This window comes from Neorhizobium sp. 05N33 (assembly GCF_056397445.1).
Genome location: NZ_JBFTNK010000001.1, coordinates 260,213 through 272,351, shown reverse-complemented (window position 1 = coordinate 272,351; position 12,139 = coordinate 260,213). Strand labels below are relative to the sequence as shown.

Sequence of the window (12,139 nt, the reverse complement as noted above, 5' to 3'; positions counted from 1 at the left end):
CGCGTTAGGGAGGAGATCGCAGATGACGGCGAAGGAGAAGAGTTTGGAGATGACCGATCCGGAAATTGCCGTCGAATTGTCCGGCGTCGACAAATGGTTTTCCATCCTCCAGGTGTTGCATGACGTCAACCTCACCGTCAGGCGTGGCGAAAAAGTGGTGGTTTGCGGTCCCTCGGGTTCTGGCAAGTCCACCATGATCCGCTGCATCAACTATCTGGAAAGTCACCAGAAGGGCCGTATCATCGTCAACGGTACGGAGCTGACCGACAATAGGAAGATCATCGACCGCGTCCGGCAGGATGTCGGCATGGTGTTTCAGAACTTCAATCTCTATCCGCATCTTACCGTGCTCGAGAACTGCACGCTGGCTCCCCGCTGGGTAAAGGGCGTTGGGAGAAAGGATGCCGAGGCTGTGGCGCGCGCCTATCTGGAACGGGTGCGAATTCCCGACAAAGCCGATTTTTATCCAAGCCAGCTGTCGGGCGGACAACAGCAGCGCGCGGCGATCGCCCGATCGCTCTGCATGAACCCGAAGATCATGCTGTTCGATGAACCGACCTCGGCACTCGATCCGGAACTCGTGCGCGAGGTGCTGGACACGATGGCGCAGCTGGCGAGCGACGGTATGACCATGGTGTGCGTCACGCATGAAATGGGTTTCGCGCGGCAGGTGGCGGACAGGGTCGTTTTCATGGATGCGGGACGGATCGTCGAAACCGCGCCTCCGGAGGAGTTCTTCAGCAATCCACGGGAAAGCCGGACAAAGGCGTTTCTCAACCAGATATTGCACTAGCAGGTTATTTCTGCAGCCGGCGCGGTTTGCGGCAAAAAGCATACGGACGGGAAAACGTTCGGTGGACAAAACAATGATACAAAGGGAACAACAGCCATGTACATATCCATCAGCATGCTTCGCCGTTCGGCCATAGCGCTAGGCACCCTTGCCGCCTTCGTGGTTCCGGCGCTGTCCGCCTCGGCTCAGGCCCCGCCGAAGGCGATCAAGGACGCCGGCGTGGTCCGGATCGGCGTCAAATGCGATTCTCCTCCATTTGGAGCATCCGGCACCGACGGCAAGCCGGCCGGCATCGAGATCGAAATGGCAAAGCAAATCGGCATTGCCGCCTTCGGGGCCGCCGAAAAGGCGGAACTGAGCTGCGTAGCGACGGACGCCCGCATTCCTTCCCTGACTGGTGGGAAGATCGACCTGATCATTGCCACGCTCGGCAAGACTCCGTCTCGCGAACAGGTGATCGATTACTCCGATATCTACTACTGGGGCAGCAGCCGGGTGATCGTACCGAAGGACAGCAAGGTTCAGAAGCTGGCCGACCTCGACGGCAAGTCGATGCTCATCATCAAGGGCGGGTCGCAGCTGAAGTGGCTGAAGGAGCGCATTCCGAGCCTGGAATTCGTCCAACTCAACACCAATGCCGACAATCTGCAGGCCCTGCAGCAGGGCCGTGCCGACGGATATGTGGGTGACGCAATCACGATCGCGACGCTTGCGGGCAACTATCCTGAATTCCGCACGCTGGAAGAGCCCGTCGATCTCGGCTTTAATGGCGTCGGCGTCCGCAAAGGGGAAGAGGAGCTGAAAACTTTCGTCAATGGCGTCCTCAAGAAGCTGAAGAACGAGAAATTCTATTCGAAGACGGTGCCGACCTTCGTCAAGGATCCGATCGTCGCGGCGGAAATGGTAAAATCCTTCGAAACGGATCCGCCGGCCGCAAAGTGAACGAACATGGGTCCTGACGGTTCGACCGTCAGGACCCATGTTCACCGGTATTTTCGAGCAGGATGACGGCCATGGATTTTGCTTATATTCTCGAGGCCCTGCCGGATCTGATGACCGGTCTGAAAATGACGCTGATCGTCAGCTTTCTCGCAATATTCCTGTCTTGCCTTATCGGCCTGTTAGGCGCGGTTTTGCGGACAAGCGGGGTCAAACCGCTGCAATATGCTGTCACTGCCTATGTCGAATTCATCCGAGGCACGCCTTACCTCGTGCAGATCTTCTTTATCTTCTATGGCCTTCCGAGCCTGGGGATGCGGTTCAGCATCTTCTGGTCCGGGGTCATTGCGCTGACGGCCTGGGCAAGTGCCTTTCAGATCGAAAATTTCCGGGCCGGTCTCGCGGCTGTCGGCAGAGGAATGCATGATGCGTCGGCGTCGCTCGGTCTCAAGCGATGGCAACATTCGGTATTCATCATCCTGCCTCTGGCGAGCCGCGCCGCTCTGCCGTCGGCGATGAATACGATCGTGGCGACCGTGAAGAATTCCGCATACCTGCAGGCGATCGGCCTGGTGGAGCTGACTTTTGTCGCTGTCGACCGGATCGCCTACGATTTCCGGGCGATCGAGATGTTCGCTTCGATTTGCGTGATTTATCTGCTCTGCGTCTTCACCATCTCTGGCCTCGGCTACGTGGTCGAACGGCGTCTCAGCCGACCATTCGGCGGGAGGTAGACGATGCTGCTTCTGGAATTCCAGTCCTTCCTGTTGGGCGGTCTCTTGAATACCCTGTTTCTCTCGTCGGTCATGATCGCAGGCGGCACGCTTTTCGCGGTGATCTTCGCAGCCGGTCTTTCCGCCCAATCGGCGTGGTTGAGACGACCTGTCTACGGTCTCGTCGAATGCCTTCGCGACATTCCGCTGATGGTCACGGTGCTGATGGTCTATTTCGTGCTGCCGCATGCGGGGCTATCGTTCAATCCGTTCTGGTCGAGCGCCCTCAGCGTGTCGGTCTGGGGCGGGGCGAACGGCGCGCATATTATTCGCGCCGGCCTGCTGTCCGTGCCGAGCGGCCAGCGGGAAGCTGCCCTGTCATCCGGCCTGCGCGGCTGGAAAGGACTGTTTCTGGTCATCCTCCCGCAGGCGATGCCGGTCATTCTGCCCCCTTACGTCAGCCTCGTCACCAGCCTCACCCAGGCGAGTTCGCTTGGTGCGGTCCTCGGTGTCAACGAACTGCTGCGTTCGGCGCAGATTCTGATCGAGCAGACGACCATCGCGCGCGGAGGAAGCCCGGCCTATCTGGTCTATGGTTCCATTCTGATCGTGTATTTCGCTCTCTGCTGGTCGATATCTGCCTTGGGCGCGAAGCTCGAGCGGCATTTCGCGAAACCATACCTGCGGGCGAATGGCAAGACTCAGCCAGCGGCGCCTACGGTTGCCCTGCAAGCCACCATGACCTGAGCTGCAGTCCGAACGATATCGAGCGGGCCGGTTCGCCCTCGCTCACGAAATTGCCGCAGAATGGCGGCAGCCGTCACAGCTGCCGCACGATTTTACTCGCCTTTAGAACTTGTATCCGACTGCCAGCATTGCAAAGGGTTGAATGTCGTCCTTGACGATCGGGCTGTCCTTGGCATCCCCGAGCAGGAAACCCGCGCCGCCGGCGCCCGTGACGCTCCAGTTCTCGGTCATCATGTAGGTGATCGAGCCCTTGAGATCGACGCGCTTGATCCCCGCCTTCGCTTCGTATTCCGCCAGGCCGGACCGAGCTGACTGGATCGACGTCACGCCGAAATACGACTCCATGTGCTTGTCGTCGGCCCATGTGCCGGACACATCGGCGGAGAAGATGAACCGTTCGTAGCGATGGGAAACTTTCGCGCCGAAAGTGCCGGTCAGTCCCTCGCTGCCGCCTATGGTCTTGTCCAACTTGGCGTAGACGCCGAATGGACCGACGTCATAGCTGACGATCCCTCCGATGACGCCGCCCATGTCGATGTCGCCCAGACCAGGCAGATGGTCCGAGTCATCCTCCTTGCGCCCCATCTCGACGCCACCGGTAACGCCTACCCTGAAGCCGTTTGTTTCGAAAAGATCGACGGTGAGGCCACTGGTATCGAGGTGCACCCGCTCCCCGAATTGGGCGGAGATAAGCGGAAACGGCTGCACCTCGAATTCGTCGGATCCCTCGTATTCGGGCATATAAATTGCTCCGACGCCGATCGTCACCTTCCAGTCATGCAGTTTGCCGCGAATTCCGCCGTAGCGTCCGGTATCGAACTGCTGGGGAGGGGCAATCGCCGCGTCCGTTGCTTCAAGGTCGGCCGCAAACGCCGTGACCGGGAAGAGCGCCGAGGCTGCGGCCAATGCCGCGATCGAGATTTTTATCGTCCACCTTCGCTGAATGATGTCGGAAGCCCCAACTCCGCTAAAGACCGTATTGCGGTGCCGGTCTTCCGGATGATGTTGATCGTGCTGGCTCACCAAATTGACTCCTGATTATAAAAGCTAAAGAAACCGGGGTATGGTTTCGGGGGGATGTTGCGGTTGAAGAATTGCCGCAGCATTACAAGTCGAGATGAAAATCAGCCGGCAATGTCGGTGCTCCAGGGCTCAGTGGCCACTAATCCTGCTGCGAATGCCGGCGAGCAGCGGACGAACGGCGCAAGGCTTTCGGGTGCTGGCCATTGCTCCGTCCGTCCATGCCGCCTTACGGAGCCGCCGGTCGCTGGAGGGCTCGACCGCCGTTCCTCCGTAAAAAGTGCAACGGCTTCGCTGACGCGTATGCCGGCCCCCCTTGGATGATATGTCAGCGTGTAATGACCGATTTCGGTTTCTTGTCGGCCCATTCCGGCGGCGCCCCATACTTGGCCGCCACGACTCCCACCAATCCAGGCGCTCGCCCGAAGGCGTCACACGCCGGATATTTCGGTTTTCCGCCGAGCCAGGACCGCATCCTTTGCCCTGAAGGAAGGGAGACGTTCAATCCTTTCGGCTCCTTGCCGGAAATGAGCATTCGCGAAAAGTCGGACGCGAACTTGGAGGCGAGGCCGTATGCGTCCCCGACTTCAGAAACGCGGGGCTTGTCCTGGATCGAATTTGCGCCGCGGGCCCACAGCATCGCCGCGCTCTGAATACCGCCGCCATCGACAGCCTCCGCTTCGACGGCCAATCCTCCGAGGCCGAAGGGCAGGCGTGGCACGCTGACGGGCAGGACAAAGCCGGTGCCAACGGTTACGGCGGTTGCAACCCCGGCCATCGCCTTGTTCGTCGGGACAATATCGGTGACGACGGATCGGATCGTCAAATCCGCCGTTTGGCCAGCCGGAACGATCTGGTATTTGTCGCTGAGCGCGACGCAGAGCGCCCGGTCCAGAACGTTCGACACCAGCGAGCGGTCGGCTTCCGATTTGATGCGGGATGCAGCGCTGAAGGAGAAAGTCGTCGGCACGATGCTGACGGTCTTCACAGTGGCCATATGTCCACCATCAATGTAGAGGCGTTTCTTGGCCAGCGTTCCTTTCGGTGCGCCAAGATTGCTGTAGGAGGTCAGGGTGGCTCCTTCCTTCAGAGGCACCGAAGCGCATCCGCTTACCGCAAGTGTCAGAGACAAAGCGAGACCCAGAGATCTGAAAGCAGGAATTGGTGAAGGGCCGACACGTCGGGGAAACGATTGAATGGATGGATTGCTACGCACGCTTTCTGGCCTCCGTCAGGGATGTTCCGGGATGACAGTGGGGGCAAAGGATTGCGGCGGCATTACAGAGCATTCGGATAGCGGCGGGCGCCGCCGTCAGGCAGTCTATCAAAGATCGACAGCGATCTGCGTTCCGGTCGAGCCGCTTTGGAGACTGACTTGTCCCCGATGGTTTGCGACGATCTGTTTCACCAGGCTCAAACCGAGGCCTGCGCCTCTGCTTTTGGGGGTAACGCGGTAGAAGGGCTCGAAAACCAGTTCCTGATGTTCGGCCGGTATGCCTGACCCTTCGTCGGCCACGGTGATCCGCCCGCCGGCCGAGACCGAAACGGTGATCATTCCCCTATCGCCTCCGTGGTCGATCGCATTGCGGACCAGATTGCTGACCGCTCTTGGCAGAGCGGAAGGGCTGCCACGCCGCTCAACGCTTTCCACCTCGCTTTGAAAAGAGATCTGGTAGCCGGCAGCGATCGCCTGAGGTGCCAGGTCGGCAACCACCGTGCGTGCGATCTCGACGAGATCGACCGCTTCATGGAGATCGGTCGCCTGGTCGTTGCGCTCAAAGTCCAGGAGCTGTTCGGCGGTCTCGGCCAAACGCGCAACGTCGTTCAACAATCGCCTGCGTTCCTGACCCTCGGGCGTCCCATCGATCCGGGTCTGCATGATGGCGATCGGTGTTCTGAGCTCATGCGCCGCGTCGATCAGGAAGCGCTGGCGTTTCTTCAATTCACTCTCAAGCCGCTCCAGCGTACCGTTGAATGCAATCACCAGCGGAGCAACTTCTTTGGGAATACCTTCCACCGGCAGGCGTGCTCCGTGCTGGCGCGGTTGGATCTGCGATGCTTTGTCAGCGACATCGCTCACCCGTGCGAGCGCGTGGCCGACGATGCGCGGAACGGTAAGGAATATCGCTGGCAGAGCGACGGCAAGCAGAGAGACATAGATCGGGTAGGCCCTGGTCAAAAGAGCGAATGCTGGCCAACCTTTGCCAGCCACTCCACCAAAAAGAATCCGTACCTCGCCGAAAGCTGTTTCGGCACTATCGATCGTCGCGACCTCTTTTGTCGTAGCCGACCCCCGTATGTCTGCATCGTCGAACAGATGGACCAGATGCGCGAGATCCCGATAGGGTGGGGGGATGGTGCCATAGGACACGGATGCACCATCTATCGTAGCCACCACATACCAAAGGGCACTGTTCTGCTCCTTGAGTGCCTTTAGCTCCAGCGTTTCTCGCAACTCCAAACGTCCTTGGCTGCCGCGTGACGTGGCCGCAGCTATCGCTGAACCAACCGTCTCTTCCATGGCGATGTTGGGCGACATGATCGTCGCTGCCCATACGCAAAGCCCGATGATCACCGCGGCAACCACGGCGACGATAACAAGGCTGAGCTGCCAGCTGAGCTTCCACCAAAGGGACGGGTTGGATCTGTTCGAAAGGCGCATCATTCTTCCCTCAGGAGATATCCGACGCCGCGGATATTGTGGATCGCGACACCGGCACCGGCATCCAGCAGTCGTTTGCGCAATCTTGAAATATGCGCATCGAGCGCGTTCGACTGGATTTCTTCTTCGTAATTGTAGACCGCCGCCTCCAGGGTCGATCGAAGGACAGTTTTGTCTTTCCGCTTGGCCAGCGCCACTAGGACGAGAAGTTCGCGCCTGGGCAGGTCGAGCGGGGTCGACTCGACGGTTACGCTCAAATGCAGGGGATCGATCACCATCCGGCCCACCGTGATTTGAAGTTCCGCCAGACTTGGCGGTCGGCGCAGAACTGCCCGCAATCGCGCCATCAGCTCGTCGACAAGAAACGGCTTGCCCAGATAATCGTCCGCGCCGACATCCAGCCCTTCGACACGCTCCAATGGCTCATTGCGCGCGGTCAGCACAATGACCGGCGTGTCGGTGCCTGTCCGCCTCAACATCGGGATGAAGGTCAGCCCTTCGCCATCAGGCAGCCGCCGGTCGAGAAGGATTGCATCGTAGGTATTCTGGCGCGTCAACTCGAAAGCGTCCGCAAGAAGCATGGTGTGATCGGTGACGATGCCGTGTTTGCTCAGCGCCGCTGAAAGAGCGCCAGCCAGCTCTCTCTCGTCCTCTATCAATAGAAGTCTCATCGTCCCTTGGCTCTCCTGTCCCGTTCTTCTCCGCCGCGAAGATTGCGGCAGCATTACGGGGACAAAGGAACCATCAGGTAATGTTGCTGCAATTCTCAAAGCCTAGCAACCGGAACCATCCAGTCGCGAAAACGCGAGGCGCCGCCCGCAGGCGGCCGTGCTTTAAATCCAGGGAATGTCGTTATGGCTTTGAAATGGGCAATGAGATTGACCAAGGCAGGGATGCTTCTGGGAGGCGTCTACCTCGCTGTCGTGTTTATCGATCCCGCACGCGGAACGGTCGATGCGAATGAACGGGTGAAAGAGGTCGTCGAGGCGGTCGCGGCGAACCAACGCGACAAACCGCTGGAGCTGGCTTCTTCGGAAATTGCCGACATCCGGCCCACTTCCGTGGTGGAACGGCTGCGCGTCAGCGGGGACCTCGAGCCGATCAATCGTGCTGTCCTGCACGCCAAGGATGGAGGCAGGATCATCGAGGTTCGCGCCGTTGCGGGACAGGCGGTCAAGGCAGGGGACGTGCTGGCTCGTTTCGAGACGGACGATCTCCAGTCATTCCTCAAGCAGCGTGAAGGCGATCGCGATGTCGCGGTGGCAGAGATGCTGCTTGCCATGCAGTCGCTCAACAGGATCGAACAGCTCGCGGACAAGAACATCGCGAGCCAGGAGCAGCTCGACAAGGCACGAAGCGAAGTTGCCGCCTCGACTGCCAGACAGAAAAGCCTTTCAGCCCAGGCGGACATCGCACGCACCGCTTTGCGGGAGGCCGAAGTTCTGGCGCCGTTCGACGGGGTCGTCTCAAGTCGGGCGATCAATCAGGGCTCCCGCGTCGGCGCCGGTGCCGAACTTTTCACGATCGTCGATACGAGCATTATGGAAGCAAAAGTCCTGGTCTCGACGCGCGATGTGCACCGTGTTGCGATCGCCCAACGGGCAGAGTTGCACATCGACGGGCTTGACGGGCAAACCGTTGTCGGACGCGTGGACCGTATCAGTCCGGTCGCCGATCAAGGCACGCGCTTCATTCCGGTCTATATCCGGCTCTCCAACGGGGGCGCCCGCCTGCGGGGCGGATCGTTCGCGACGGGCACGATCCTGGTCCGGCAAAATGAAGACGCGATCGTGATACCGGCTATCTCGCTGCGCAAGGACGAGACGGGAGACTATGTCCTCAAGCTGAAAAAAGGCCGTCTCGTCCGCCAGCCCGTGACTGTCGGATTGGGATCAGGCGGGAGTAACAGCCTGGAGATTTCCGAAGGCTTGGCTTACGGCGACACGATCGTGACCGTGCCGCTGCCCGAGCTGCGACCGGACGTCACCGTCACGATCCCGAAGGCGGGCTGACATGTTTCTCACCCGCATTTCGATTGGTCATCCCGTCTTCGCCACCATGATGATGGTGGTGTTGCTTGTGCTTGGCGCGTTTTCCTACCAGCGCCTCGGCGCCGACCAGTTTCCGAATGTCGACGTCCCGGTTGTCGTAGTCACGACGACCTATCCAGGTGCGACGCCCGAAACCATCGAGACGGAGGTGACCAAGCCCGTCGAGGAGGTGCTCAATACGATCAGCGGCCTCGATGAGATCACGTCGACCTCCTACGAAGGGCGGTCGGTCGTCATCGCCCAGTTCAAGCTGGAGGTGGTTAGCACGACGGCAGCGCAGGATGTCCGCGATAAGATAGCAGCCCTCGAAGCAGAGCTTCCGGAGGAAGCCGACAAGCCTGTCGTGGCGCGGTTCAATCCATCAGACGAACCGATACTTTCGGTGGCGATCAGTTCGCCCTCTCTCGGAATGCCGGAACTCACAACGATCGCCGACCAGCGCGTGTTGCGCCAACTGACGACGATAGCCGGGGTCGGGCAGGCGACGCTGATCGGCGGGCAGAAACGGCAGGTCGACATCAGTGTCGATGAGACGCGGCTGCGCGCATTGGGTATCGGCGTCGACGAAGTCATCAAGGCCCTCCGGGCTGCCAATCAGAACAAGCCTGCCGGAAGCGTGATCAGTGGTCTGACGGAACGCACTATTCAAGTGCAAGGGCGGATCGCGGAACCGAAGGATCTCCTGGATATGATCGTCGCTCGCCGCGGCGGTGGAGCGGTCTATCTCCGCGATGTTGCCACCGTAAAGGATGGCGCGGCGGATCCGGAAAGCCGGGCGATCTATAACGGCGAAACAGCACTCGCCGTCGCCATCGTCAAGGTCCGGGACGCCAATACCGTGCAGGTGGTGAGCGATGTACGCAAGCGGCTCGATCAGCTGAACGCCGAACTCGGCGCCCAAAACATGCGGCTTCAAGTCATCACGGATGCCTCGACCCTCATTCAGGAGTCGCTCGGCCAGGTGCAATCGACATTGATCGAGGGAGCGGCATTGGCGGTCGCCATCGTTTTCCTGTTCCTCAACTCATGGCGAAGCACGGTGATCACGGGGCTGACGCTTCCAATCGCCATGATCGGCACGCTCGCTGTCATCGATTTTCTCGGCTTCACGCTCAACATGCTCAGCCTGCTGGCGTTGACGCTCTCGATCGGCATCCTTGTCGATGACGCGATCGTGGTGCGCGAGAACATCATGCGCCATCTGCACATGGGCAAGTCGCATTTGAAGGCGGCTCTCGATGGCACGAGCGAAATCGGGCTCGCGGTGACGGCGACGACCGCCACGATCGTCGCCGTCTTCCTGCCTGTCGCGTTCATGGAAGGCATGGTTGGGCGTTTTTTCTACGAGTTCGGGGTCACAGTTTCCGCTGCCGTGCTGATCTCGCTGTTCGTCGCCTTCACCCTCGACCCCATGCTTTCCAGCGTCTGGCATGATCCCGACGCCGAGCCCGGCGCAAGGCGCGGACCGGTTGGACGATCGATCGCTCACTTCGATGCCGGATTCGAAAGGCTCGCCGAGCGCTATCGGCAGATCATCCGCTGGACCCTGCGACATCGTTTGATCACGCTTGCGCTGACTGGCGGCATCCTCGTCGGCAGCATTTTGATGGTTCCCCTGGTGGGTGTCGAATTCGTTCCCAATGCGGACGAAGGTCGATTCCAGATCAACGTGACGACGCCGGCAGGTTCTTCGTTGGACTACACGCGCGCCAAGGTGGGGCAGATCGAGAACGCGCTGCATGAGTTTCCGGAAGTTGCATCGGTCTACTCGACGATCAACACCGGCAGCACCATGGGCAAACATAAAGCCGCCATTCTCGTCAGCCTCATACCGTTGGAGCAACGCAAACGGACGCCTGCCACCATCGCGGGTCCCATCCGGGAACGCCTTTCCGTCATACCGGGGATCAAGATCGCTATCATCCAGGAGGGCCTGGGCGGAGGCGCCAGTCCGATCCAACTGAGTGTGCTGGGTGACGATCAGCGGGTACTGGAAAAGATCGCGGCGGATCTGACCACAGGCATGCGCGGGATGCCCGGCATGGTGGACATCAATTCAAGCGCTAGCGAGGAAAATTCCATCCTTTCCGTTCGGCTCAAGCGCGAGCAGGCGAGTGATTTGGGCATCGGTATCTCCGAGTTGGCCGGAATGCTCTCGCCGCTGATCGGCGGCGAAGACGTTTCCACCTGGACCGATAGGCGCGGACAGACCTACGACGTTGTCGTCCGGCTTCCCCGCGACGAGCGCTCCAACGCCGCCGCTCTCGGGGAGTTGATGATCAAGGTCCCTGGCGATGACGCAAGCGGCAGCCCGCGCATGGTCCGGCTGGATCAGGTCGCGGACATTGCAGTCGTCCCGGCGGCCTCCGAAATCCGTCGTCTCGACATGTCYAGAGAGATCCTGATCTCGGCGGATATATCTGGTCGAGCGGTAGGGGATGTCACAGCCGAACTGGAAGCCATGGTAGCCAAGCAAGATCTTCCGGCGGGCTACCGCATAAAATTCGGTGGCGATTCCGAGGACATAGAGAAAGCGACAGGCGGCATGTTCAAGGCGCTGACGATGGCGGTGATCTTCATCTATGTCGTGTTGGCGTCCCAGTTCGGAAGCTTCACCCAGCCGATCGCGATCATGGCTGCACTTCCGCTGTCGCTGGTCGGCGTGCTTATTGGCCTCATGGTCGCGGGAAGTACCATCAACATGTTCTCGATGATTGGCTTCATCATGCTGATGGGGCTCGTTACCAAGAACGGCATCCTGTTGGTCGATTTCGCCAACCGGGAGCGCCGGCAGGGTTTGACCCTCAGCGAGGCGCTCGTCAATGCAGGCGCGGTACGGTTCCGGCCGATCATCATGACATCGCTCGCGATGATCGCCGGCATGATCCCGCTCGCGATGGCGGCCGGCAGCGGCGGCGCGCAACGGGCTCCGATGGCGCATGCCGTCATCGGCGGCCTTGTCAGTTCCACCCTGCTGACCTTGATCGTGGTGCCTGTCATCCTCTCCTACATCGACAGTCTGACGCAGTGGATTGCGGGGAGGGTGCGGACGCATTCGGCCAGCGAAAACGAACTTCACTCGCCGAAATCGGCAAAGCGATGACTCGTAAGACCCTTCTCCGCCTGCTCGGCAGGTTTCTCTTCTCCGCCATCATGATGGCGGCCCTTTTTGGAGGGCCGCTTGTACTCCTGGTTCTTCTCTCCAGGCGGTTCG

At 59.9% G+C, this 12,139-nt stretch carries 10 protein-coding genes; 6 read left to right on the top strand and 4 right to left on the bottom strand.

All coding sequences use genetic code 11. The features are described from left to right. Window positions 1–22 precede the first annotated feature (22 nt). The 4 genes from AC1DLT_RS01285 (at window position 23) to AC1DLT_RS01270 (ending at window position 3,192) form a co-directional block, all read left to right on the top strand. A complete protein-coding gene (locus tag AC1DLT_RS01285; RefSeq protein ID WP_477485616.1) occupies window positions 23–793 on the top strand; it encodes an amino acid ABC transporter ATP-binding protein in 771 nt (256 codons plus the stop codon). Between the two features lie 96 nt (window positions 794–889). Beyond that, window positions 890–1,735, top strand: a complete 846-nt coding sequence (locus tag AC1DLT_RS01280) for a transporter substrate-binding domain-containing protein (protein ID WP_477485615.1) — start codon at window positions 890–892, stop codon at window positions 1,733–1,735. 71 nt (window positions 1,736–1,806) lie between these two features. Then, window positions 1,807–2,466, top strand: a complete 660-nt coding sequence (locus tag AC1DLT_RS01275; RefSeq protein ID WP_477485614.1) for an amino acid ABC transporter permease — start codon at window positions 1,807–1,809, stop codon at window positions 2,464–2,466. 3 nt (window positions 2,467–2,469) lie between these two features. After that, entirely contained in the window at window positions 2,470–3,192 is a 723-nt protein-coding gene (locus AC1DLT_RS01270; RefSeq protein ID WP_477485613.1) for an amino acid ABC transporter permease, read from the top strand. 102 nt (window positions 3,193–3,294) lie between these two features. On the opposite strand, the gene AC1DLT_RS01265 is transcribed toward AC1DLT_RS01270, so the two are convergent. From AC1DLT_RS01265 to AC1DLT_RS01250, 4 genes are all read right to left on the bottom strand, one after another. Then, a complete protein-coding gene (locus AC1DLT_RS01265) occupies window positions 3,295–4,140 on the bottom strand; it encodes a MipA/OmpV family protein (RefSeq protein WP_477485983.1) in 846 nt (281 codons plus the stop codon). A 400-nt stretch (window positions 4,141–4,540) separates the two neighbouring features. Beyond that, the gene (locus tag AC1DLT_RS01260) at window positions 4,541–5,428 is read right to left on the bottom strand and encodes a DUF3313 domain-containing protein (protein ID WP_477485612.1); all 888 of its coding nucleotides are present in this window, start codon (window positions 5,426–5,428) and stop codon (window positions 4,541–4,543) included. 108 nt (window positions 5,429–5,536) lie between these two features. Next, complete coding sequence (locus AC1DLT_RS01255) at window positions 5,537–6,874, bottom strand: sensor histidine kinase (protein WP_477485982.1); 1,338 nt, start codon at window positions 6,872–6,874, stop codon at window positions 5,537–5,539. Then, a complete protein-coding gene (locus AC1DLT_RS01250) occupies window positions 6,874–7,545 on the bottom strand; it encodes a response regulator transcription factor (protein WP_477485611.1) in 672 nt (223 codons plus the stop codon). Before AC1DLT_RS01250 ends, AC1DLT_RS01255 begins: the two co-directional genes overlap by 1 nt. 201 nt (window positions 7,546–7,746) lie before the next feature. On the opposite strand from AC1DLT_RS01250, the gene AC1DLT_RS01245 reads away from it, so the two are divergent. Beyond that, window positions 7,747–8,886 carry an efflux RND transporter periplasmic adaptor subunit gene (locus AC1DLT_RS01245; RefSeq protein WP_477485610.1) on the top strand — a complete coding sequence of 380 codons (1,140 nt, stop codon included), beginning with the start codon at window positions 7,747–7,749 and terminating at the stop codon, window positions 8,884–8,886. Window position 8,887: 1 nt separating this feature from the next. Beyond that, entirely contained in the window at window positions 8,888–12,028 is a 3,141-nt protein-coding gene (locus AC1DLT_RS01240) for an efflux RND transporter permease subunit (protein WP_477485609.1), read from the top strand. Window positions 12,029–12,139: the final 111 nt, after the last annotated feature.

What these genes read in the sequence shown, in the direction of transcription:
- AC1DLT_RS01285 (WP_477485616.1), top strand. Translation starts at nt 23, where the DNA reads ATGACGGCGAAGGAGAAGAGTTTGGAGATGACCGATCCGGAAATTGCC.
- AC1DLT_RS01280 (WP_477485615.1), top strand. Translation starts at nt 890, where the DNA reads ATGTACATATCCATCAGCATGCTTCGCCGTTCGGCCATAGCGCTAGGC.
- AC1DLT_RS01250 (WP_477485611.1), bottom strand. Translation starts at nt 7,545, where the DNA reads ATGAGACTTCTATTGATAGAGGACGAGAGAGAGCTGGCTGGCGCTCTT.
- AC1DLT_RS01245 (WP_477485610.1), top strand. Translation starts at nt 7,747, where the DNA reads ATGAGATTGACCAAGGCAGGGATGCTTCTGGGAGGCGTCTACCTCGCT.
- AC1DLT_RS01270 (WP_477485613.1), top strand. Translation starts at nt 2,470, where the DNA reads ATGCTGCTTCTGGAATTCCAGTCCTTCCTGTTGGGCGGTCTCTTGAAT.
- AC1DLT_RS01255 (WP_477485982.1), bottom strand. Translation starts at nt 6,874, where the DNA reads ATGCGCCTTTCGAACAGATCCAACCCGTCCCTTTGGTGGAAGCTCAGC.
- AC1DLT_RS01275 (WP_477485614.1), top strand. Translation starts at nt 1,807, where the DNA reads ATGGATTTTGCTTATATTCTCGAGGCCCTGCCGGATCTGATGACCGGT.